Annotated in this window: 20 protein-coding genes; 12 read left to right on the top strand and 8 right to left on the bottom strand. The window is 73.2% G+C overall.

Annotation, left to right across the window (positions count from 1 at the left end):
• Positions 1 to 3: 3 nt before the first annotated feature.
• The 7 genes from B4N89_RS03475 (at position 4) to B4N89_RS03445 (ending at position 5681) form a co-directional block, all read left to right on the top strand.
• A complete protein-coding gene (locus tag B4N89_RS03475) occupies positions 4 to 855 on the top strand; it encodes a dihydroorotate dehydrogenase electron transfer subunit (protein ID WP_078974395.1) in 852 nt (283 codons plus the stop codon).
• Complete coding sequence (locus B4N89_RS03470) at positions 855 to 1904, top strand: dihydroorotate dehydrogenase (protein WP_201260779.1); 1050 nt, start codon at positions 855 to 857, stop codon at positions 1902 to 1904. Before B4N89_RS03475 ends, B4N89_RS03470 begins: the two co-directional genes overlap by 1 nt.
• A gap of 111 nt (positions 1905 to 2015) precedes the next feature.
• Positions 2016 to 2711 carry an orotidine-5'-phosphate decarboxylase gene (gene pyrF / locus B4N89_RS03465; RefSeq protein ID WP_078974394.1) on the top strand — a complete coding sequence of 232 codons (696 nt, stop codon included), beginning with the start codon at positions 2016 to 2018 and terminating at the stop codon, positions 2709 to 2711.
• Positions 2712 to 3255: 544 nt separating this feature from the next.
• Positions 3256 to 3579, top strand: coding sequence for an integration host factor, actinobacterial type (gene mihF, locus B4N89_RS03460; protein ID WP_026218483.1), 324 nt, complete (start codon positions 3256 to 3258; stop codon positions 3577 to 3579).
• Between the two features lie 28 nt (positions 3580 to 3607).
• Entirely contained in the window at positions 3608 to 4165 is a 558-nt protein-coding gene (gene gmk / locus B4N89_RS03455) for a guanylate kinase (RefSeq protein WP_078979083.1), read from the top strand.
• Between the two features lie 91 nt (positions 4166 to 4256).
• A complete protein-coding gene (rpoZ, locus tag B4N89_RS03450; RefSeq protein ID WP_020551792.1) occupies positions 4257 to 4520 on the top strand; it encodes a DNA-directed RNA polymerase subunit omega in 264 nt (87 codons plus the stop codon).
• A 102-nt stretch (positions 4521 to 4622) separates the two neighbouring features.
• Positions 4623 to 5681 (top strand): TIGR03617 family F420-dependent LLM class oxidoreductase, encoded by a 1059-nt coding sequence (locus B4N89_RS03445; protein ID WP_078974393.1) that lies wholly within the window; start codon positions 4623 to 4625, stop codon positions 5679 to 5681.
• A gap of 18 nt (positions 5682 to 5699) precedes the next feature.
• Here B4N89_RS03445 and B4N89_RS03440 read toward each other — a convergent pair whose 3' ends face one another.
• On the bottom strand, positions 5700 to 9134 hold the full coding sequence (locus tag B4N89_RS03440) for an SCO7613 C-terminal domain-containing membrane protein (RefSeq protein ID WP_143657817.1): 3435 nt from the start codon (positions 9132 to 9134) through the stop codon (positions 5700 to 5702).
• A gap of 206 nt (positions 9135 to 9340) precedes the next feature.
• On the opposite strand from B4N89_RS03440, the gene coaBC reads away from it, so the two are divergent.
• A complete protein-coding gene (coaBC, locus tag B4N89_RS03435; protein WP_078974391.1) occupies positions 9341 to 10549 on the top strand; it encodes a bifunctional phosphopantothenoylcysteine decarboxylase/phosphopantothenate--cysteine ligase CoaBC in 1209 nt (402 codons plus the stop codon).
• A gap of 235 nt (positions 10550 to 10784) precedes the next feature.
• A complete protein-coding gene (gene metK, locus B4N89_RS03430) occupies positions 10785 to 11978 on the top strand; it encodes a methionine adenosyltransferase (protein WP_078974390.1) in 1194 nt (397 codons plus the stop codon).
• A 293-nt stretch (positions 11979 to 12271) separates the two neighbouring features.
• On the opposite strand, the gene B4N89_RS03425 is transcribed toward metK, so the two are convergent.
• From B4N89_RS03425 to B4N89_RS03405, 5 genes are all read right to left on the bottom strand, one after another.
• Positions 12272 to 12502: a hypothetical protein gene (locus B4N89_RS03425; protein WP_078974389.1), complete on the bottom strand. Its 231-nt coding sequence runs from the start codon at positions 12500 to 12502 to the stop codon at positions 12272 to 12274.
• A 75-nt stretch (positions 12503 to 12577) separates the two neighbouring features.
• Positions 12578 to 13105: a hypothetical protein gene (locus B4N89_RS03420; protein WP_078974388.1), complete on the bottom strand. Its 528-nt coding sequence runs from the start codon at positions 13103 to 13105 to the stop codon at positions 12578 to 12580.
• A 134-nt stretch (positions 13106 to 13239) separates the two neighbouring features.
• Positions 13240 to 13902, bottom strand: coding sequence for a nitroreductase family protein (locus B4N89_RS03415; protein WP_078979082.1), 663 nt, complete (start codon positions 13900 to 13902; stop codon positions 13240 to 13242).
• 110 nt (positions 13903 to 14012) lie between these two features.
• Positions 14013 to 14291: a hypothetical protein gene (locus B4N89_RS03410; RefSeq protein ID WP_143657816.1), complete on the bottom strand. Its 279-nt coding sequence runs from the start codon at positions 14289 to 14291 to the stop codon at positions 14013 to 14015.
• A gap of 221 nt (positions 14292 to 14512) precedes the next feature.
• Positions 14513 to 15112: a hypothetical protein gene (locus tag B4N89_RS03405; RefSeq protein ID WP_161500606.1), complete on the bottom strand. Its 600-nt coding sequence runs from the start codon at positions 15110 to 15112 to the stop codon at positions 14513 to 14515.
• A gap of 140 nt (positions 15113 to 15252) precedes the next feature.
• On the opposite strand from B4N89_RS03405, the gene B4N89_RS03395 reads away from it, so the two are divergent.
• Complete coding sequence (locus B4N89_RS03395) at positions 15253 to 15681, top strand: DUF5709 domain-containing protein (RefSeq protein WP_078974384.1); 429 nt, start codon at positions 15253 to 15255, stop codon at positions 15679 to 15681.
• A gap of 241 nt (positions 15682 to 15922) precedes the next feature.
• On the opposite strand, the gene B4N89_RS03390 is transcribed toward B4N89_RS03395, so the two are convergent.
• Together B4N89_RS03390 and B4N89_RS50620 are read right to left on the bottom strand one after the other, a co-directional pair.
• Positions 15923 to 18688: a hypothetical protein gene (locus B4N89_RS03390; protein ID WP_143657815.1), complete on the bottom strand. Its 2766-nt coding sequence runs from the start codon at positions 18686 to 18688 to the stop codon at positions 15923 to 15925.
• Between the two features lie 106 nt (positions 18689 to 18794).
• Complete coding sequence (locus B4N89_RS50620; RefSeq protein WP_201260778.1) at positions 18795 to 19016, bottom strand: hypothetical protein; 222 nt, start codon at positions 19014 to 19016, stop codon at positions 18795 to 18797.
• Between the two features lie 6 nt (positions 19017 to 19022).
• Between B4N89_RS50620 and B4N89_RS03380 the strand changes: the two genes are divergently transcribed.
• On the top strand, positions 19023 to 20984 hold the full coding sequence (locus B4N89_RS03380) for a heavy metal translocating P-type ATPase (protein WP_201260777.1): 1962 nt from the start codon (positions 19023 to 19025) through the stop codon (positions 20982 to 20984).
• Between the two features lie 89 nt (positions 20985 to 21073).
• The gene (locus B4N89_RS03375) at positions 21074 to 22108 is read left to right on the top strand and encodes a phosphotransferase family protein (RefSeq protein WP_078974380.1); all 1035 of its coding nucleotides are present in this window, start codon (positions 21074 to 21076) and stop codon (positions 22106 to 22108) included.
• The last annotated feature ends 1 nt before the right edge of the window (position 22109 follow it).

The following is a 22109-nucleotide window of genomic DNA, read 5'->3' as shown; positions in this document are numbered from 1 at the left end:
CCGATGGCACTTCCCCTGCAGGTGCAGGCGGAGATCGTCGGCCGCGAACCCGCGGGCGCGTACCACCGCCTGGTGCTGCGCGCCCCCGGGATCGCCGCCCGCGTCGAACCCGGTCACTTCGTCGCCGTGGCGATCGGCGGCGTGGACTCGGCGATGCTGCTGCGTCGCGCGTTCTCCATCCACCGCGCCGACCCGGCCGCCGAGACCATCGACGTGGTCTTCGCCGAGGCCGGGCGCGGCACCCGCGAATTGGCCCGGCTGCGGGTGGGCGACAGCGTGAACGTGGTCGCGCCGCTGGGCACGCCGTTCCCGCTGCCGGGCGAGCCGGTCAGCGCGGTGATGGTGGCCGGCGGCTACGGCAGCGCGCCGATGTTCGCGCTCGCCGAGCGGATCGTCGCCGACGGCGGCTCGGTCGCCTTCGTGCTCGGCGCGGCGACCGCGGAGCGGCTGTACGGCGTGGACCAGGCGCAGGCGATCACCGAGGACGTGGTGGTCACCACCGACGACGGCTCGGAGGGTGTGCGCGGCTTCGTCACCGGGCCGCTGCCCGAGGTGCTGACCGCCGTGGAGGCCGACGTCGTCTACGCGTGCGGGCCGATGGGCATGCTGCGCGCGGTCACGGAGGTGGCGAGCGCGCACGACGCGCGGGTGTTCACCGCGGTCGAGGAATCGATGGCGTGCGGCGTCGGGGTATGCATGACGTGCGTGCTCCCGGTGGTCGGCGACGACGGCGTCAGCCGGTTCGTCCGCTCGTGTGTGGACGGCCCGTGCTTCGACGGCACCAAGGTGCGCTGGGACGACGCCGGTACGATTCCGGCGGACATCGAGGGCGCAGCGGCGATGGGAGCGCACTGATGACCGACGGCTACGGCGGTTTCGCCGACAACTTCGCCGACAATTTCGCCGACAACGAGGACGCGGGCGACTTCGACGACGCGCCGCCGTCCACGATCATGCTGCCGGGCGGCGGGATCGACCTGGCCACCCGGATCGGCTCCACGCTGCTGCCGAACCCGGTGACCACGGCCTCGGGCTGCGCCGGATACGGCAAGGAGTTGGCCAAGTTCTTCGAGCCGGCCGCGATCGGCGCGGTGGTCACCAAGACGATCATGCCGTACCCGCGTTCGGGTCGGGCCACCCCGCGGATGGCCGAGACGCCGTCCGGGATGCTCAACTCGATCGGCCTCCAGGGCCCCGGGATCGACGCCTTCGTCGAGCGCGACCTGCCCTGGTTGGCGGCGCGCGGCGGGCGCACGATCGTGTCCATCGCGGGCGGGCACGTGGACGACTTCGTGGCGCTGGCCGAGCGGCTCAAGGGCGCGCCCGGCGTGGTCGGCATCGAAGCCAACATCTCGTGTCCGAACGTGGCCAACCGCGGCCAGGTGTTCGCCTGCAACCCGGCCACGTCCTACGACGTGATCCGGGCCGTCCGTGACGTGGCGGATCCGCAGGTGCCGGTCCTGGCCAAGCTCTCGCCGGACGTGACGTCGATCGTGGACATCGCGCGGGCGTGCGTCGAGGCGGGCGCCGACGGCCTGTCGATGATCAACACGCTGCTCGGCATGGCGATCGACCCGGACACGATGAAGCCGGTGCTCGCGGGCATCACCGGCGGGCTCTCCGGCCCGGCGGTGCGGCCGGTCGCGGTGCGCTGCGTCTACCAGGTGCACGCGGCCATGCTGGACGGGCAGATGGCGCAGGTGCCGATCGTGGGCATGGGCGGCATCCGGACCGGGCTGGACGCGCTGGAATTCATCCTGGCCGGCGCGGCGGCCGTGTCGGTGGGCACGGTGATCTTCAACGATCCGTCCTCGCCGGTGCGGATTCTGGACGAGTTGCGGGCGGCGTTGATCGCCCGCGGTTTCGGATCGCTGGAGGCGGCGATCGGGTACGCGCACCGCTGAGCGCGCGACGTGAGTGGGGGCGATGCCGGTACGGACGGGGTTCGTGCCGGCATCGCCGTGTCCGGGCTCGTGGGCGGACGAATTTTCGATCTCGAGGAGAGTGGGATTCCGATGAGCAACCTCGCACCCGTGGCGGTGGCCCTGGACGCCCCGGACCTGGACCGCGCGCTCGCGTGGGCCAAGGCCGCGGGCCCGTACGTGAGCACGGTCAAGGTCGGCCTCGAGGTCTTCCTGCGAGACGGCGCGGACGCGGTCTCGGGCGCCCGGGAGGCCAGCGGCGGCCGGGACGTGTTCCTGGACCTGAAGCTGCACGACATCCCGAACACGGTGGCGGGCGCGGTGCGTTCGGTGGCCCGGCTGGCGCCGACGTACCTGACGGTGCACGCGAGCGGCGGGACGGCGATGATCCGGGCCGCGGCGGACGCGGCGCCCGAGGTGAACATCGTCGCGGTGACCGTGTTGACCTCGATGGCCGAGGCCGACCTGGTCGCGGTCGGGCTGGCCGGTCCCTCGATCGAGGCGGCCCGGCGGCTGGCGGGGCTCGCGGTCGCGGCGGGGGCCCGGGCGATCGTGTGCTCGCCGCGTGAGGTGGCGGCGGTGCGGGCCGAGGTGGGGGCCGGCATCGTGCTGATCACCCCGGGCGTACGGCCGGCCGGGGCGGCGCTCGGCGACCAGAGTCGGGTGGCCACGCCGGAGCAGGCGTTGGCGGACGGCGCGGACCTGCTGGTGATCGGCCGGCCGATCACCGGCGCGGCGGACGTCGCCGAGGCGGCGCGCACCATCGCGGCGGGGCTGGCCGCGCGGTAGCGGGACGGCGGGACGACCATGTTCGTCCCGGTTGTCGCGCTCGCCGCTCACTACCGGAGCCCGGTGGACGCGGCACGAACGTGGGATGGCCCACGGATGCCACTGAAACGGCCGTGTGGACCCCGCCCGCCCCTTCGGGCCCGGGGGCCGAACCCGGCCCCCGGGCGCCCCGAGGGCCACTCCGGACGGCCGCGGCACACCGAGCCCACGCGCGCCGCCGCGAAGAGCGCTGGCACCGACGCCGCCGCGCGTGCCGCGCCGCGCAAGAGCGTCGGGAGGGGGTGCGGGGGTGCGGATGTGCCTCCCGGCCGCCTCGAAATCGTCCGACGCTCCGTCAGGTTCGGGTTTTGGTGCAGGTAGCCGGGCTTTTCCCATCGATTCGGGCGACGCAGACCGATTCGCCGACTAGGCTCCCTCGTGAGCCGGCCCGGTGGAGTGTCGCGCGTTGCCGCGGACGCTCTGACCAGCTAGGTTCCACTGTTTGTTGGTGGCCGTCCGAGCCGGGCGGCCTTGAGGATCGCAACGAAGTCCGAGGTGACACGGCGTGGCTCTCCCACCCCTGACCCCCGAAGAACGCGCGGATGCGCTCGCCAAAGCCGCTGCGGCTCGGCGGGAGCGCGCCGAGGTGAAGAACCGGCTCAAGAACTCCGGTGCTTCGCTCAGCGACGTCATCAAGGAGGGCAAGGACAATCCGGTCGTGGGCAAGATGAAGGTCTCCGCCCTCCTGGAATCCCTCCCCGGCGTCGGCAAGGTGCGCGCCAAGCAACTCATGGAGAAGCTGAACATTTCCGAGACCCGGCGCGTCCGCGGTCTCGGCACGAACCAGATCGCAGCACTCGAACGGGAATTCGGTGGCTCCGCGTCCTGACGCGGGCGCCGGCAACGATCCCCGTACCGTGCACGGCACCCGTCGACTCATCGTGCTCTCCGGCCCCTCCGGGGTCGGCAAGAGCACGGTGGTCGCCGACCTGCGCCGCCGTCACCCCGAGGTTTGGCTGTCTGTGTCCGCGACCACACGTAGACCCCGTCCCGGGGAAACCGACGGTGTGGAGTACCACTTCACCGACGGCGATCAGTTCGACAAACTGGTCGCCTCGGATGAATTGCTCGAATGGGCCGAATTCGCCGGGAACCGTTATGGAACCCCGCGACAGCCCGTGCTCGAACGGCTTGACGCCGATGTTCCGACCCTGCTGGAAATCGACCTGCAGGGCGCCCGGCAGGTGCGGCAGGCGATGCCCGAGGCACGCCTGGTGTTCCTCGCCCCGCCCTCGTGGGACGAACTGGTCCGCCGTCTGGTGGGCCGGGGGACCGAATCCCCCGAGGTCATCGAGCGGCGCCTGGCCGCCGCGAAGGTCGAGCTGGCCGCGGAATCCGAATTCGACATGACGCTGGTCAACACGTCCGTCGAAGACGTCGTACGCGAACTGCTAGCCTTGATGAACGTATCTTGATCGTTCGGGCTGCCCGGCAGTAGTCGCCAGACGGCACCAGGCAGCCCGACTTTCACCCACAGCTTTCACAGCTTTTCGAAGGGCCCCTGCCTTGTCAGCTTCTTCCACCGCACCCGAGGGCATCATCAACCCGCCCATCGACGAGCTTCTGGAGGCGACCGACTCCAAGTACAGCCTCGTCATCTACGCGGCGAAGCGTGCTCGGCAGATCAACGCCTACTACTCGCAGCTCGGCGAGGGCCTGCTGGAATACGTGGGTCCGCTTGTCGACACGCACGTGCACGAGAAGCCGCTGTCGATCGCGCTTCGCGAGATCAACTCGGGCATGCTGACCGCCGAGCCCATCGAGGGCTGAGCGCGTCACACGACGCATTGCCGAGGGCTCGACGGGAAACCGTCGGGCCCTCGGCGTATCCCGGCCCGCACACGCGGGTGAGCCGGAGGGTGGGGGAGCACAGTGGACCGGATCGAGGGCGACACGCCGACGCCGCAACCGAACCCGCGCCGACTGGCGGTGGACACCCTCCTGGACGCGCCGTTGGCCCGCGCCGGCGACCGGGCCCGGGAGTTGCGCGAGGCCGGCTTCGACGGAGTCTTCACCTTCGAGGGCCCCAACGACGTCTTCCTGCCGCTGGTGCCCGCCGCCGCGGCGGGCGTGGACATCATGACCAACATCGCGGTGGCCTTCCCGCGCAGTCCGACCCACCTCGCGCACACCGCGTACGACCTGCACCTGGCCTCGCACGGCCGCTTCCGGCTCGGCCTGGGCACCCAGATCAAGGCACACATCGAACGCCGCTACGGCGCCAAGTGGTCGCGCCCGGCGGCCCGGATGGCCGAGACGCTGCGCGCGGTGCGGGCGGTGCTCACCTGCTGGCAGCGGGAGACGCCGCTGGACTTCCACGGCGAGTTCTTCGACCTGACCCTGATGCCGCCGACGCTGCGCCCCGGCCCGAACCCGTACGGGCTGCCGCCGCTGCTCGCGGGCGGGGTGGGTCGGCGGATGATCACCACGGTCGCCGAGCACGCCGACGGGCTGCTCGTGCACCCGCTCAACACCGACCTGTTCGTGCGCGGCCCGCTCACCGACGCGGTGAACGACGGCCTGGTGTTGTCGCAGCGCACCCGTGAGGGGTTCTCCGTGATGCTCGACGTGATCGTCGCCGCCGGGCGCACCGAGGAGGAGATGCGCGCCGCGATCAAGGGCGCGCGGGCGATGGTCGCGTTCTACGCCTCCACGCCCGCCTATCGGCCGGTGCTCGACGTCGAGGGATACGGGGCGCTCCAGGTCGAACTGCACGCGCTGATCCGGGCCGGCCGCTGGTCGGACATCCCGCACGCGGTCGACGACACGCTGCTGAGCCGGGTGGTGGCGATCGGCGACCCCAAGGACGTCGCGGCCGAACTGGCCTCGCGCGCCTACGGAATCGCCGATCGACTGGGCTTCTATCTGCCGTACCGGGCGGACCCGGCGTGTGTGGCGGAGGTCCTGGACGAACTGCGCGCCCGGACCTGAGCCGGGCCGGAGCCCGGGTCAGCGGAGCCGGCCCACCGCGCGGCGCAGCCGCTTCAGGTCGCGGACCCGGCGCTCGTAGCCCGCCCCGACCACGATCAGCAGCAGCCCCGCCGTCCCGAGGATCGCCCAGCGCGGCACCGCGTCGTACACCGGCGCCAGATGCGGCACCAGGTGCACCGGGCCGATGACCGCGAGCACCGCCGCGCCCAGGAACAGCGGCGCCCGGAGTCGGAATCGGGCGCCGACCAGGAGCGTGCCGATCGCGGCGATCCCGAGCAGGCTCGGTCGGACCGGCTCGCCCTGCGCCACCGCGAGCGGCAACGACGGCAGCAGCAACACGGCCAGCGGAGCGCCGTAGGCCGCCCACGAGGTGGTGTCGGGATCGGCCCGCCGCCGGCGCAGCCCCTCGATCAGCAGGGCCAGTCCCAGCGGCACGGTGTACGCCTCCGGGTGGGGCACGTCGAACAGGGCGAGCCGGACCCAGTAGGCGACGAACAGCAGCGGCACCGCGGCGATCCGGGCCGGCGGGCGCAGCGGCCCGGCCGGGGTGGTGAGCGCGGTGAGGCCGGCCCCGGCCAGGACGAGCCAGATCCGCCCCGGGGCCACGGACAGGGTCGCGGCGCCGGCGGCGCACACGGCCGCGGCGGCGGCGATCGGCACGGCCGGGCCGAGGCGGGGGAGCCGGGCGCCGGCGAGGTACAGGAGCATCGCCGTGCCGGCCGCGGCCAGGACGGTCGCGCCGTTCGACGCGTCGAGCCGGTACAGCGCGGCCGGCACCGTCGCGGTGCACAGCACGACGGCGGCGGGCGGCCACACCGGCCGCGGCGCCGGGTGGCCGAACCGCGCGCCGCACAGGGCCGCCGCCGTCGCGACCGCCAACGCGACGGGCGAGGTCGGCGCGCCGGTCGCGAGCGCGACGAGCAGGGACGGGCCCGCCGCGGCCTCGACGGCGAGCACGATCGGGGACGGGCAGGCGAGAGGGCCGCCGAGCGTGGCGGCGAGCGGGAACAGCAGGGCGGCGGCGGATACGGCGGCGAGTGCGACGACGGGTCGATCCGCGCCGAAGGCGGCCGCGCCGGCCGCGCTCGCGCCGACCCAGCACAGCGCGGCGACCGCGGCCCAGGCGATTCGCGGCGCCGGCCGGTCGCGGAGCGCGCCGACCAGGCACACCGCCAGGCCCGCGGCGAGCACGACGGCCAACGGGCCCGGGGCGCGGGCCGCCACCAAGCCGCCGATGGTCCAGCCGACGCCGCCGACCAGGGTCAGCGCCCTGGTGGTGCGCGCGGTCGGCCGCAGCGCCACCGCGATCAGTGTGACCAGGGCGCCGAGCACGGCGGGGGCGAGAGCGGTCGGCGTGGTCCGGGCACCGGTGTGCCCGGTCGCCATCGCCACGTCGGAGAGGGCGAGGGCGAGCGCCGACCCGGCCGCGAGCGGACGAACGAGCAGGCGCATGGGCACGCGCGGGACGAGGGCGGGGTCGGGCCCGGGGCCGAAGCCAGGGGAGGGGCGGGTGCCGGCGGGTGCGACGTATGGATCCTCTCGTGGTTCTTTGTCGGAGAACACGCCTTCTTGGGATGGTTCATCCGAGTTGTTCGCCTCTCTCGTCGGCGTGGCATCCCCCGGCGCCGGCGCCGCGTTCGGCTCGACCGCGGGGCGTCCCGGTGACAGGACGGCAAGCAGCGTGAGGCCCGTAGCGCCCACGGCCCAGACCACGATGGACGTCTGCCAGTAGGCCGTCGCCCACACGAGGGCGAGCCCGCCGTGGCCCAGCGCGAGCAACGGCAACCACGGCCGGACCCGCCCCGCGCAGGCCCACCCGATCGCGGTCGCCACGTGCCAGCCGAGCGCCGCCCACAGCGGCAGGTCCAGCGCCGGCGGCACCACCACCGACAGCGCCCCGACGGCGGTCGCGCCGATCGCCCGGGTCGTGGTCGGACCGGGCCGGCCGCGCAGGAGGGCCGTCGCGGCGAACGCGGTCAGCGCCGCCAGGGGTAGCAGCGCGAGCGGCGCCGCGCCGAAGCTCCAGCCGGCGGTGCCGGACAGGAGCGCGTCCCGGGCGTGCGCGTCGACCGGGTACAGCGTCCAGGGCCGGCCGAGCCACGACAGCGGGCCGAACAGGGCCACCAGCGGTGCCGCGGCCACCCAGAACGCCGGCGCCACGGTGAGCGGCACGAGCACCGCGAGCGGCCCGGCCCGGAACTCGCGCGGCACCGCGAACAGCGGCGCCATCGCGACCAGGACCGCCCCGAGGAGCACCACGCCGACCCACGCGACGGGGGTGTCCGACTTGCCCGAGTCGTCCCGTCCCGGCAGCGACGCGAGCAACAACCCGGCCGCCGCGAGCGCGCCCACCATCGCGCTCCCCGACGCCAGGTGTCGCACCACCGGCGCCTCGCGCAGCGTGTACGCGATCCCGCCGGCGAGCGCGGCCAGTGCCGACATCGTGCCCGCCGACGCCCCGCCCGGGCCCTCGGCCAAGGTCAGCCCGACGGCGGCCAGCCAGTAGCACAGCACCCCCACCTCGGCCACGATCCGCAACCCGCGCGCGGCGTCGGAGAAGGTTCGGCGCAGCAGCGCGACATCGACCGCGGCCTGCGCCCCGAGCCCGATCGCGAGCGGCAGCAGCGATCCGCGCCCCACCCCGAACCAGGCGATCACCAGTGGCAGCGGCCCCTGCAACAGCAGCGCGGCGGAGATCCGCAAGGCCCGCAGCGGCGCGACCAGCGAGCCGAGCGCCGCCGCGCCGCCGACCGCGAGCAGGGTGCCGGCCGACACGAGCAGCGCGTCCCCGCCGCGCAGACCCGCGAGGTCGGCGGTCCACGCCGCGTACCCGTCGAGCAGTCCCATCGCCACCGTCAGCGCGGCCATCGCCTCGGCGGTGGCGGGCAGTTCGCGCTGCTCGGCGACCCCGGTGCCGGCGGCGGCCAGGACCAGTGCCAGCGCCATCACCAGCGCGCGCCCCGCGGTCCCGGTGTGGTTCCAGGTGACCGCCACGAACACCAGCGCGGCCAGCACCACGAGCAGCACCCCGGAGCCCAGCACGATCCGGGCGACCCGCCGACGCCCGACCTCGGCACTCTCCCGGACCCGGCCGAAGGGTGTCGGAGCGGGCGCCGGTGTGGCGGTGGGCGACGCGGGCACCGGAGTGGGCGCCGGAGTGCGCGGGGCCGGGAGCACCGGGGTCGGCGCGACGGCCGCCGGCGCGCCCGCCGGTGTCGACCGCGGCGCCGACGTGCGCGGCGCCCGCCACGTCTCCGCGCGCATCCGCATCAGCAGGCCCTCGCGTTGGCGCAGCAGTCGTGCGGCCGACACGCTGATCTGCCACAGCTGATCGGCGGCCGGTCCGGTGAGCAGGATCGCGCACTGCCGGCAGCGCTCGGTGCGCGGCTCGTCCAGGCGCACCGCGCAGCCGGGACACCGTGTCGGATCGTCCAGGACCTGTTCGTTCAGCATCGACGTCGTCTCCCCGGTGGGCTCGTGACCACCGATGCTGGCAGCGGATTCCTCGCGGAACATCCGTACTCGTACTCGGATCCCGCCCGGTACTCCGGCCGCAACACCGGTCCGCGCGAGGCGAGATCGGGCCGTCCCGGGCCGTGACGTAGGCTCGCCGTGCCGGTCGCACCCGGACCGGCCGCGTCGGAGGAGCAGGAGCAGCGATGAGTAGCGGACCCCGACCCCGCGTCGTCCTCGGCGTCGCCGGCGGCATCGCCGCGTACAAGGCGTGCGAACTCCTGCGCCGGTTGACCGAGTCGGGCCACGAGGTCCGGGTCGTGCCGACCGAGTCCGCGCTGCACTTCGTCGGTGCGGCCACCTGGTCGGCGCTGTCCGGGCAGCCGGTGGCCACCGGGGTCTGGGACGCGGTGCACGAGGTCCCACACGTACGGATCGGCCAGAGCGCCGACGTCGTCGTGGTCGCGCCCGCCACCGCCGACCTGCTCGCCAAGGCCGCCCACGGGCTGGCCGACGACCTGCTCACCAACACGCTGCTCACCGCGCGATGTCCGGTGGTGTTCGCGCCCGCGATGCACACCGAGATGTGGGAGCACCCGGCCACCGTCGACAACGTGGCGACGCTGCGCCGGCGCGGGGCGATCGTGATCGAGCCCGCGGTGGGCCGGTTGACCGGCAAGGACACCGGCAAGGGCCGACTGCCCGACCCGGAGCAGATCTTCCAGGTGGTCCGGCGCGCCGTGGCCCGCGGCGTCACCGCGCCCGACCTGGTCGGGCGGCACGTGGTGGTCAGCGCCGGCGGCACCCGCGAGCCGCTGGACCCGGTCCGCTTCCTCGGCAACCGCTCGTCCGGCAAGCAGGGGTACGCGCTGGCCCGCACCGCGATCGCCCGCGGCGCGCGGGTGACCCTGATCGAGGCCAACACCGGCCTGCCGGACCCGGCGGGCGCCGACGTGGTGCACGTGGGCACCGCCGTGGATCTGCGCGAGGCCGTGACCAAGGCCGCCGAGGACGCCGACTGCGTGGTGATGGCCGCGGCCGTCGCCGACTTCCGCCCGGCGAACCGGGTGGGCGGCAAGATCAAGAAGACCGACGCGGAGCCGGAGCCGATCGCGCTGGCGAAGAATCCCGACATCCTCGCCGAGATCTCCGGGGACCGGGCCCGGGCCGGCCAGGTGGTGGTCGGCTTCGCCGCGGAGACCGACGACGTACTCGCCAACGGGCGCGCCAAGCTCGCGCGCAAGGGTTGCGACCTGCTCGTGGTCAACCGGGTGGGCGAGGAGTTGACCTTCGGTACGGATGTCAACGAGGCGGTGATCCTGGCCGCCGACGGCACCGAGACGCCCGTTCCGCATGGCCCGAAGGAGGACTTGGCGGAGGTCGTCTGGGATCTCGTCGTGTCCCGTTTCGGCTAGTTCGTCGGTCGATCCCTACGCTTGATGGCTGCAATTTGACACAAAGTGAGCAACGCCACGCCCATCTTCTCGGGGGGCACCCCGCCCGTTTGCGGGGGTCGGGGGGATAAACTCGGCTCCAGCATTTCGGTGGACCCGTCCGTTCCTTCCCGTCCGTGCCGTTCCGGTGCGGACTTGTCGGGATGGTCGGGCCCACTTGTCAGAGCCAGCAGCCGCTGCAACCCCAGGGAGCGATGTGTCCCGCCGCCTGTTCACCTCTGAGTCCGTGACCGAAGGTCACCCGGACAAGATCGCCGACCAGATCAGCGATTCCATCCTGGACGCTCTCCTCAAGGAAGACCCCAAGAGCCGGGTCGCCGTCGAGACGCTGATCACCACCGGTCAGGTGCATGTGGCCGGAGAGGTCACGACCCAGGGCTACGCCGACATCCCCACGATCGTGCGCGAGCGCGTTCTGGAGATCGGCTACGACAGCTCGAAGAAGGGCTTCGACGGCGCCTCCTGTGGTGTTTCGGTGTCCATCGGCGCGCAGTCGGCCGACATCGCCCAGGGCGTCGACACGGCCTACGAGAACCGGGTCGACGGCGACGAGGACGAGCTGGACCGCCAGGGTGCGGGCGACCAGGGCCTGATGTTCGGCTACGCGTGCGACGACACGCCCGAGTTGATGCCGCTGCCGATCACACTCGCCCACCGGCTGGCCAAGCGCCTGGCCGAGGTGCGGAAGAACGGGACCATCCCCTACCTGCGTCCCGACGGCAAGACCCAGGTCACCATCGAGTACGACGGCGACCGTCCGATCCGCCTGGACACGGTCGTGGTCTCCTCGCAGCACGCGGCCGACATCGACCTGGACTCGCTCCTGGCGCCGGACATCCGCGAATACGTGGTCGAGCCGGAGCTGACCGACCTGGGCATCGAGACCAAGGACTACCGGCTCCTGGTCAACCCGACGGGCCGGTTCGAGATCGGCGGCCCGATGGGTGACGCGGGGCTGACCGGCCGCAAGATCATCATCGACACCTACGGCGGCATGGCCCGCCACGGTGGCGGCGCGTTCTCCGGCAAGGACCCGTCCAAGGTGGACCGCTCCGCCGCGTACGCGATGCGCTGGGTGGCCAAGAACGTGGTGGCCGCCGGCCTGGCGCGCCGCTGCGAGGTGCAGGTCGCGTACGCGATCGGCAAGGCCGCACCGGTCGGCCTGTTCGTGGAGACCTTCGGCACCGAGGCGGTGCCGGTGGAGACCATCCAGGCCGCCGTGGGCACGGTGTTCGACCTGCGCCCGGCCGCGATCATCCGCGACCTGGACCTGCTCCGCCCGATCTACGCCCAGACCGCGGCCTACGGCCACTTCGGCCGCGACCTCCCGGACTTCACCTGGGAGCGGACCGACCGCGTGGACGCGCTCAAGGCCGCCGCGGGCCTCTGAGCCCGCGCTCCGCTCGCACGCCGCCGGCCGCGACACCGACCCTTTCGGGGGTCGGCGTCGCGGCCGGCGGCGTTTGCGCGGTCGGGGTTCCGCCTGCTGCGGTCGTGTCCGCGACGCGTGCCCAGGGCTGTCGGCCGGCGTCGGGACCGTGCCGCGGCCGGCGGGGAACACGAGCGCCTGGCGGAACATCGGCCCCGGGGAGCGCGGGCCACACGACCCACGTGAGCGAGCAGGCAGGGGCCAGGCAGCACAGGGCGGTCGGTGGCAGGTCGATGCCGCCGGTCGCCGGTGGGTCAGGCGGCCTGGGCGGCGCGGCGCAGGCGGGTCATCAGGTGGGTGCGGTCGGCATTGGTGATCATCGCCGGATGGGCGTGCAGGGCCGCGACCGCGTCGTGGGCCGCGGCCCACAGGCGGGCGAGCTCGTGTTCGGACACCTGCCCCGCGGATCGGGCGATCGCCTCGTAGGCGGCGTCACGGGCGCGCTGCAGTTCGATCAGGTCCGCCGGGATGGGCTGTTCGGACATGGACAAGAGCTTACGAGAGTCCACGTAAACACAGGGTTAGCTCCGGATTGCGGCGGACCCCATGGAAGATCGTGCTCAGATGACCTCGTGCTCCCGGCCGGCGGATTGTTGCGGATGGCGTGGTATGCGGAACTCCGTCACCGGCGGCATGCAGAAGATGGTCAGGTCGCACGCGACGGCGACGGCCTGCGTAGGGGTGTGGCCCAGGTGCAGTGCGGCCCGGGCGTACTCCCACCCCGAGCCGATCGCGCCGTAATCGTAGTAGAAGACGTCGAAGTCGCCGCCCGTCTCGAACAGCTTGCCGTCGAAGGCGAACATGAACTCCGACTTGGGCTCGAAACTGGACAGCTTGCGCTTGCCCCACTCGACGAACTCGGCGTAGAACTCCAGGACGTCGCGCTCCTCGGCGGACGCCGGGGTGTGCGTGTCCAGGAACAGGCGCATCAGATTGATGTCGCGCAGCAGTCCGGCACCGCCGAAGATCAGGTTCTCGCCGATCTTGTACAGCTTGGTGCCCTCGGTCTTGGCCTGGCCCCAGGTCACCTGGGAGTCGGCGGCCACGACGATCGACTCGTCGATGATCTTCCCCGCGACGACACTCATCAACGCCCCCCGTTCGTAGGCTGACCGGGACCCGAACGTGCCGGTTCAGGATCGCAGAGGGGCGGCCCTCGGCGCAGGTGTTCGGGTCGCGCCGAGGGCTTCGGAGGACGGTTCGGACCGGACCGCGCCGGCGGTCAGAGGCGGACCAGGACCTGCTCCAACGGCTTGCGGTGGATGTCGGGGACGCGGGCGTCCTCGGCCGGGTAGCCGACCGGGATGACCACCGCGGCGCGCTCCTCCGGCGGGCGGTCGCACACCTCGTTGAGGAAGCGCATCGGGCTCGGCGTATGGGTCAGCGTGGCCAGCCCGGCCTGGTGCAGCGAGGCGAGCAGCAGACCGACGGCGATGCCGACCGACTCCTTCGTGTAGTACGGTCGCGGCGAGTCGGGTCCCTTGTGCACCTCGAACACCACGATCACCGCCGGCGCGTCCTCCAGGAACGGCTTGTGCCAGTCGGTGCCGATGGGGGCGAGCGCCGCCAGCCACTCCTCGGAGGCGCGATGGGCGTAGAACTCGCGCTCCTCCTGCTCGGCGGCCTCACGCAGCCGCCGCTTGCGCTCGGGATCGGTGAGCACGACGAAGCGCCAGGGCTGGACGTTCGCGCCGCTGGGCGCGGTGCCGGCGGTACGGATCGCCCATTCGACCACGTTGTCCGGGATCGGTTGGGACGAGAAGTCGCGGACGGTTCGACGCTCGGCCATCACGTCGTGGAAGGCACGGCTGCGGGCTTCCGCCTCGTGAGCGGGGACGCCTCGGTGCCGGTGCGGAACCGTGGGGTATGTGGGTTCATCGACCATGGCGCACAGCACAGCACGACAGGGGGGTGCGGTGGAAGGTCCCGCCTCGGATCGTCTCGGGTCGGCCGGGGCCGTCTCGGGTTGGGTGGCCTCGCGCGCTCGGCGCGATGTCAGCTCGCTCCGCGGTCGCTCAGCGAGACGGTCGGCGCGGCGGCGACGGTGCGCGTGACGCGGAACTGCCGGCCGGTGCTCGCGACGGTCACCACGGAGCCCGCCCAGGCCTCGGTCACCCGCCGGGACAGGTCGGCCTCGGTGATGCCCGCGTGCAGCAGGTCGGTGCGCAGCGCTCGGGCCGCCGACTCCCGGGTCCCGGTGTGCAGGGTCCGCCAATCGTCGCGATTCGTCTCGCGCGTCTGCGCCTCGTGCATCCCGTTCGCTGCCTCGTGCATCGTGTTCGCTCCCTCCCCGGCCGTGCAGGACCGGGCCTTCCGTCCCTGGCCCCCTGGACCACCCTGCGCCGGCGGTCAAAGATCGTCCAAATCCGTCAGGAAAAATCAGTCTCAGGCATGAGACGGGTGAAGCCGCCTACTTCGTTGGAACGAGCGCTCGGGTGGGCCGCGAGCCATGGATTCGTGACCGGTCTCCAACCGGTCGGGCGGAGGGGGTCGGCTCAGCAGTCGGCGCCGACCGGGATGTGGGCCCTGGTACGGAGGCCGCGCGAGCGCACGATCAGCGTGACGCAGCCGGGGCGGTCGACGTGGAAACCGCCGGCGAAGGCGACCCAGGCCGGCTCGCCGGTGCCGGTTGTGCCCTCGGTGCAGTCGGGGACGCGGATCGCGCCGGCGGTAGTGTCGCGATTGCCCCAGCCGATCGCCGCGCCGTGGCCGGGGGTCGGCACCACCTCCAGGTCGACCACCGTGCCGCCGCGCACGACCAGGCCGGATTTGGCGAACAGGGGGTGGGCCGACTCGGCCCCGGTCGTCCGGCTCGTCTGCAATCGGCGGTCGGTCTCCAGGGCGACGTCGCCCAGAAGCACGGTGTAGCCGACGGGCGGCGCGGCCTGGGTGGCGATCCGGCCGGCGCAGTCGACGGTCACCGGCGGATCGGGCCGGTGCTCGGCGACCTGCGTGGGCTCCGGGACGCGGGCGCGCTTCGTGGCCCCGGGGCCGGATTCGGCGGCGGATCCGCCCCCGCCGCCGGTGTCGCAGCCGGTCGCGGACAGGAGCAGGCCGCCCAGGGCGGCGGCGATACGTACTCGGCTCGTCGGCACGGGCACATGCTGCCAGGTGGGGACGTCGCGGAGCAGCCCCGAATGAACCGGCGGTCGCTGGGCACCGTCACTCGGGTCGCCGGGGACAGGGTTGTGTCCCGGGCACGCGGGCACGAGCACATCAGGGAAGGTGGCAGGCCATGAGCGACGACACGTGGGACCCGGACGAGGATTCTCCGGACACTCCCGGCGACGACGGCGTCCTCGGTCCCGAGGACACGCTGTCCACCGACGACCTGTCGTACGACCCGCTCGACACCGGGATCGTGCCGCCCGATCGCTGGTCGGCGGCGGAGCGGTACGGCAATACGCCGGAGGAGTCCCGACGCGGCGAATCGCTCGACCAGCTGTTGGCCGAGGAGGAGCCGGACATCGCCGACGACGACGCGGTCTCGGACGAGTGGGAGGGCGGCCCCGATCCCAGGGCGGGCCGGCTGGTCGCGGCGGACGAGGGCGTGCACGAGGACACCGAGTCGGAGGCGATCGCCCGCGATGTCGGCATCGACGGCGGCGCGGCCGGGGCCGAGGAGGCGGCGATGCACATCATCCCGGAGGAAGAGGTCCCGTAGGCCGCCGGCGGGCGGGCGCGGGAGGCCGGGACCGGTGCGCGAGTGCGGGTGGGTCCCTTGGGGCCGATGGTGTCGATGCGCGCTGTGGTGCCGGTGTGGTGCGGGCCCAGGGTGGATGCGCCCGATGTAGGCGTGGGCCCGGCCGGGATGCGCCGGTCTGGTGTGGGCTCGGGATCGTCGTGGTGCGGGCTCGGGTTCGGGTGCTGCTTGGCGTGGTGGTCGGCCCGGGTGTTTTCGTGGGTCAGTGGGCGTCCGGGGGGAGTAGGCGGGTCGCGGCGGTTGGGTTGGGCGGTGGGGGGTTCGTGGGGCGGGGTGGGACTCGGGCCGCGGCCAGTCCCGTGGGCGGGGTTTCGGCCGACCGGGGGTCGAGGGTCGTTCGGGCGAGGGCTGCGGATGCGGGTGGCGGCTCGGTGGAGTGGTCCGTGGACGGGGTGGGCTCCGGAGGGGTGCCCAGGACCGATGCCGGTGCGGGTTCGGGGCCGGTGAGCGGACGCCCGTCGAGGAGGTCCAGGGTCGCGGCCAGGCTGGCGGCGGCGGCTCGGGCGGCGCCGGCGACGACCGGGTCGCCGGTGTGCGCGGCGAGGTCGGCGAGTTCGCGTTCGGCCTCGGGGCGGTCGGCGATCAGGGTGTGGCGCAGGTCGGTGAGCGGTCCGGCGATCCAGGACTCGGCCTCCGCCTCGGTCTCGACCACCCGTCGCATCGCGTCCACCCAGCGACCGATCGTGCCCAGCGACTCGCGCGCGTATTCGAGCAGTCGCCGACGGGCCGGGCCCTCCAGGCGATGGCCCTTGCCGTTGCGGAACTCCTCGTCGATCGCGGACAGCCGGTTCTCCAACTCGTGATGCTTGGTGAGCCGGCGCAACGTCTCGGCGACCTCCTCCAGATCGCGCCGGTCGTTGCCGCCCGCGAGCCGCAACATGCGGCCGAGCAGGCCGTCCTCGGGACGCCACCACAGCTGGGCGATCGAGGTCGCGCGCGGGAAGCGCAGGTGGCGCGGATGCAGCAGGGCCTCGGCGGCGTCGGCGGCACAGGTCGCGGCGCCCTCCTCGGCCTCGGCCAGGGCGGCCAGCGCGCCGAGGTTGCGCGAGCCGCCGAGCAGGCCCTGCGCGGAGCCGGTGGCGATGTGTCGGGCCAGGGCGGCCACGGCGGGCAGGTCGCTCAGGCCGGCGGCGGCCTCCTGGAGCAGGCCGTACGTGCTGTGTCCACACAACACGGCGGCGCGGGCGGCGGCGGCCACGGTCAGCAGCTGGGTCGCGCGGTCGTGGCCCGGCGAGCGCATCGCCATCTCGTCGAGTTCGTCCCGTAGCGACATCGCGAGCGCGCCCGTGTCCGAACGTGCGCCGTCGGCGAGGGCGAGGGCGCGCAGCGCGGACAGGCGTTCCGGATCGTCGGCCGCGTGAGCGTGCGCGGAGGCGTAGTCGCCGCGAGCGATCAACTCGCCGAGCAGAGCGGCGGATTCGGGGTCGGGTGAGGGCAGTGGGTCTGCGGGGTCGTTCCGGGGGGCCCGCCCGGGTCGGCCCGTCCGCCCGGTCTGCGCGGCCGGCTCGGGTTCCTCGGTCCGGCCGGTCCGCTCGGTTCCCTCGGTCCGCGCCGTCGTCTCGTCCGCGTCGGTGCCGGACGGAGCCTTCTCGCCCCGCTCGACCGGGTCCTCCCGGATGTCCTCCGTTTCGGTCGACGCGGTCTCGGCGGCCGGCGCTTTCGGCGGCGCTTCGGAGACGCCGGGCGGTTCGGAGGGGAGCTCGGGAGCGTCCGACGGTGGGGTCTCGGTTTCGGTCTCGGGCTCGGCGTTCGGGGTGGTGTCCCATGTCCGGTGCCAGGACAACCGGCCGCGCAACGCGGCGTTGACGATGGTCGGGTCGGGCAGATGGGGGCGGACCGTCTCGGCCAGCTCGTCCACGCCGTCGTCCCGGTCCGCCGCGATCGCGTCGATCAGCGCGCCGAGGTCGGCCAGGGCACCCACGCGGCGTCGGTCGTCCGGTTCCCAGTTCTCGTGACGCTCGCTCAGGTCGGCGGCCAGCTCGCGGAGTTCGTCGATCGCCGGCTCGTGCGCGGGTGGGCCGGCCAGGTGTCGGAAGCGGTCCACCCCGGCGAGTTCGCGGGCGTGTACGGCGGCCTCGTGCGCGGTGATCGCGGCGGCCAGGCCCGGTCGGTCCTCGGGCAGGGTGTCCGGCTCGGCGCCGACCAGCGCGCCGACCGCCTCGCGGGCCTCGGTCACCGCCGGGCCCACGTGCGTGAGCATCGTCAGGTCGGCGTCCTCCGGGGCCCGGCCGGCCGCGACGGCGGCGGTGATCGAGTCTGCGGCCGCCCGGGCCCGGCCGAGCGCGTCGTCGAGCGAGCGCAGCGGGGACGGGGGTTCCTCGCCGCCACACATGCGGTTGCGGCAGAACTCCTCGAACCGGCGGCAGGCGGCCACGATGTCGGTGATCACGTCGGCGGGCCAACCGGGCAGCGCGAGATCGGCCTCGGTGAGGGCGAGACGCAGCAGCGCGGCGGCCTGGCAGCTGAAGCCCCAGTCGGCGAGCGCGGTGAGCCGGACCAGGTCGGGGGTGAACCCCGAGGTCTTCAGGCTCTCCAGGATCTCACCGTCCAGGGCGCCCGAGTCGGTGTCGAGCGTCGCGGGCAGCAACACCCGCAGCACGGGCAGCGTGACCACCTGCGCGGTGTAGCCGCGCACGCTCGCGGTCTGCTTGCGCAGCCGCTTGAGCGCGTGCTCCGCGATCGCGGGGGTGGGGCGCCGAGCGGGCGGCACCCGCAGGGCACGCAGAGTGTCCGTACGGGTGGGGTTCGGTAACCGCCACAGGGCGTCGGCGAGGACGTCGGGGGCGATTGCCGCCAGACAGTCGACGAGCGGGTCGCCGAGGCGGGCCAGTTGTACGGCGACCGCCGACTTTTCCCGGGCTATCTCCTGTTGATCGTGGTCCGGATGGTCCAGGAAGGGCTGCAGTTCACCCGACGAGGTCGCCCACCACAACCAGTCGACGCTGCGGGACCGGGGTTGACGCACCATTTTGGCCTCCCGGGGGAGAGGGGCTGGTCTCTGGTTATACCGCCGCAGGCTCGAGATGCGGACGGTTCTGCCGGAATCACAAGGAATCAGCGCGGGTCGGTCGGGGTTATGTATACCCCTGGGTGGTATATGTGACGAGTGGGCGGCGGACGAGGAGTCGAGGGAAGGGAACACGATGGAGCGCGGGCGGATCGACCGGGGCGAGCATGCGGGCCGGGGAGAGGATCACGCCGGTCACGCCGGTCACGCGGGTCACGCCGGTCACGCCGGTCACGCCGGTCACGCCGGTCACGCGGGTCATGCCGGTCATAACGGCCACGCGGGTCATGCCGAGATGTTTCGGCGGAAGTTTCTGCTGAGTCTGCTGCTGTCGGTCCCGGTGCTTGTGTTGAGCCCGATGCTCGCGGACGTACTCGGTTACCACGAGCCCTCGTTCACCGGGTCATCCTGGATTCCGCCGCTGCTCGGCACCGTCGTGTTCGGCTACGGCGGATGGCCGTTCCTCACCGGCGCCCGGGACGAACTCGCCTCGCGGCGACCGGGGATGATGACCCTGATCGCGATGGCGATCACCGTCGCGTTCGGCGCGTCCTGGGCCTCCACCGTCGAGATCGCCTCGCACGACCTGGACTTCTGGTGGGAACTGGTTCTGCTGGTCGACATCATGCTGCTCGGCCACTGGCTGGAGATGCGAGCCCTCGGCGCCGCCTCCGGAGCCCTGGACGCGCTTGCCGCGCTGCTCCCCGACGAAGCGGAACGGGTGGGCCCGGACGGGGAGTTCGAGCAGGTCCCGGCGGCCGAACTGGAGATCGGCGACACGGTGCTCGTGCGTTCCGGTGGGCGCGTACCGGCGGACGGGACGATCGCCGAAGGCGCCGCCGAGTTCGACGAGTCGATGATCACCGGCGAATCCCGGCCGGTGTCGCGCGCAAAGCGGGACACCGTGGTCGCCGGCACGGTGGCGACGGACAGCGCGGTACGGGTCACCGTGACCGCGATCGGCGAGGGCACCCAACTGGCCGGAATCCGGCGGCTGGTCGACGAGGCGCAACAATCCCGGTCCCGCGCGCAGGCGTTGGCCGATCGGGCGGCGGCGCTGCTGTTCTACTACGCGGCGGGTGCGGCCGTACTGACCCTGCTCGTCTGGTCGTTGCTCGGCGAGGGCGGATCGGCGATCGAGCGAACGGTCACCGTCCTGGTGATCGCCTGCCCGCACGCGCTCGGCCTCGCCATCCCGCTGGTGATCGCGATCTCCACCGAACTCTCGGCCCGGCAGGGCATCCTGATCAAGGATCGGATCGCGCTGGAACGCATGCGCGACGTCGACGTGGTCCTGTTCGACAAGACCGGCACCCTCACCCGCGGCGCGCCGGCGGTGGCCGGGGTCGTCGCGGTGCCCGGATGGCACGAATCGTGGGTGCTGCTGCTCGCCGGCGCGGCCGAGCGGGACAGCGAACATCCGCTCGCCGGGGCGATCGTACGGGCCGCCGAGGAACGCGGGCGGCCGGATTCCGCGACCGGATTCCGGTCGATGACCGGGCGCGGGGTCGAGGCGGACGTGGGCGGTGTCCGGGTGCGGGTCGGCGGGCCCGCACTGCTGCGGGAGACGGGCGTCCGGGTGCCCGACGAGGTGGCGGCGACCACCGACGAGTGGGTCGGGCGCGGTGCGGCGGTGTTGTATGTGTCGGCCGACGACGAGGTCGTCGGGGTACTGGCCCTCGAGGACGAGATCAGGCCCGAATCCCGGGACGCGGTGCGGGAGTTGCATGCCGCCGGGATCCGGGTGGGGATGCTCACCGGGGACGCGCGCCAGGTGGCCGCCCGGGTGGGTCGGGATCTTGCGGTGGACGAGGTCTTCGCCGAGGTGCTGCCGGGTGACAAGGATGCCAAGGTGGCCGAACTCCGGTCCCGGGGCCTGCGGGTGGCCATGGTCGGCGACGGTGTCAACGACGCCCCGGCGCTGGCCCGGGCCGACGTCGGCATCGCGATCGGCGCGGGCACCGACGTCGCGGTGCAGTCGGCCGGCGTGGTGCTGGCCTCCGACGACCCCCGCGCGGTGCTGGGCGTACGCCGATTGTCCACCGCCGTCTATCGCAAGATGCGGCAGAACCTGGTCTGGGCGGCCGGCTACAACATCGTCACCGTCCCGCTCGCCGCCGGCGTGCTCGCCTGGGCGGGTGTCGTGCTCCCGATGGAGGTGGGCGCCATCCTGATGAGCCTGTCCACCGTCGTGGTCGCCCTCAACGCCCAGTTGTTGCGCCGGTTGGATCTGCGCCCGGAGGCGTTGGAGGAGTGAACCCAGGGCCCGAGCGGCGCGGCTGTTCCGGTCGGAGCGGCTGTTCCGGTCGGAGGACCGGCTCGCGACCACGGCGCTAGGCTCCCGGGGTGATTGGCGATGGTGAAGGCGGCGACGACGCGGCGGAGTGGCGCGCCACGCGGGCGTGGGTCGAGCGAGCGTTACCGGCGGGCGAGCGGGTCGTGGCGGCCGAGCGGTTGGTCGGTGGGTGGACGTCGGTGATGCGGCGGCTGCGGGTGGTCGGGGACGATGGGGAACGGGCCCTGGTACTGAGGTCGTTCGTGAAACCGTTCTTTCTCCGGCACGCCGAGCGACTGTTGGCTCGGGAGGCGGCGATGCTCGCACTGCTCGCCGACACCGATGCCGGGATCGACGTCCCGGTGGCGCGCTGCCTGGCGGTGGATGCGGGTGGCGTCTACTGCGACCATCCGTCCCTGCTGATGTCGCTGCTCCCGGGCGGGATTCGGCTGGGCGAGGAGGGCGCGGCGGTGCGGATGGGCCTGCTCGCCCGGCAGTTGGTGGCCATCCACGCGGTGCCGGTCACCGAGGACAGCCGGCCCCGGGACTATCAGGCCTGGACTGCGCCGGAGCGGGTGGGTGTGCCGGCCGCGACCGGCCGGGCCGAGGTCTGGCGTCGGGCGGTGGAGTCGATCCGCCGGGAACCGCCCGCGTTCCGGGGGTGTTTCCTGCACCGCGACTTCCATCCGGGCAATGTGCTGTTCGTCGGGCACGGCGCCGACGTGCGGATCTCCGGCGTGGTCGACTGGGTCGAGACCTCGTGGGGGCCGGCCGATCTGGACGTGGCGCACTGCGCGACCGCACTGGCCCTGCTGCACGGGCCCGCCGTCGGGATGTCCTTCCCCGCCGCCTACCTCGCGGCCGGCGGTCGGCTCGCCGACGATCCGGCGGACCACCTGTACTGGCGGCTGCTCGACGCGCTCGCGTTCGCCCCGGATGCGGAGAAGGTGGCGGTGCCGTGGCGGGAGGCGGGCCGGGCGGATCTGACGTCCGACCTGTTGGCGGCCCGGCTGGAGGAGTATCTCGCGCTGCTGCTCGATCGGTTCGACCACCCGCTCCGGCCGAGCGAAACGACTTCGTTGAACTCGCGCACCCGGGGGCGTTGAG

The organism is Embleya scabrispora, from assembly GCF_002024165.1.
Lineage (GTDB): Bacteria > Actinomycetota > Actinomycetes > Streptomycetales > Streptomycetaceae > Embleya > Embleya scabrispora_A.
This window is presented reverse-complemented; position numbering and strand designations above follow the sequence as displayed.

What these genes read in the sequence shown, in the direction of transcription:
- B4N89_RS03395 (WP_078974384.1), top strand. Translation starts at nt 15,253, where the DNA reads ATGAGCGACGACACGTGGGACCCGGACGAGGATTCTCCGGACACTCCC.
- B4N89_RS03470 (WP_201260779.1), top strand. Translation starts at nt 855, where the DNA reads ATGACCGACGGCTACGGCGGTTTCGCCGACAACTTCGCCGACAATTTC.
- B4N89_RS03415 (WP_078979082.1), bottom strand. Translation starts at nt 13,902, where the DNA reads ATGGTCGATGAACCCACATACCCCACGGTTCCGCACCGGCACCGAGGC.
- coaBC (WP_078974391.1), top strand. Translation starts at nt 9,341, where the DNA reads ATGAGTAGCGGACCCCGACCCCGCGTCGTCCTCGGCGTCGCCGGCGGC.
- B4N89_RS03425 (WP_078974389.1), bottom strand. Translation starts at nt 12,502, where the DNA reads ATGTCCGAACAGCCCATCCCGGCGGACCTGATCGAACTGCAGCGCGCC.
- B4N89_RS03475 (WP_078974395.1), top strand. Translation starts at nt 4, where the DNA reads ATGGCACTTCCCCTGCAGGTGCAGGCGGAGATCGTCGGCCGCGAACCC.
- B4N89_RS03380 (WP_201260777.1), top strand. Translation starts at nt 19,023, where the DNA reads ATGTTTCGGCGGAAGTTTCTGCTGAGTCTGCTGCTGTCGGTCCCGGTG.
- pyrF (WP_078974394.1), top strand. Translation starts at nt 2,016, where the DNA reads ATGAGCAACCTCGCACCCGTGGCGGTGGCCCTGGACGCCCCGGACCTG.
- B4N89_RS03410 (WP_143657816.1), bottom strand. Translation starts at nt 14,291, where the DNA reads ATGCACGAGGCAGCGAACGGGATGCACGAGGCGCAGACGCGCGAGACG.
- B4N89_RS03440 (WP_143657817.1), bottom strand. Translation starts at nt 9,134, where the DNA reads ATGCTGAACGAACAGGTCCTGGACGATCCGACACGGTGTCCCGGCTGC.
- B4N89_RS03390 (WP_143657815.1), bottom strand. Translation starts at nt 18,688, where the DNA reads ATGGTGCGTCAACCCCGGTCCCGCAGCGTCGACTGGTTGTGGTGGGCG.
- B4N89_RS50620 (WP_201260778.1), bottom strand. Translation starts at nt 19,016, where the DNA reads ATGACCCGCGTGGCCGTTATGACCGGCATGACCCGCGTGACCGGCGTG.
- B4N89_RS03420 (WP_078974388.1), bottom strand. Translation starts at nt 13,105, where the DNA reads ATGAGTGTCGTCGCGGGGAAGATCATCGACGAGTCGATCGTCGTGGCC.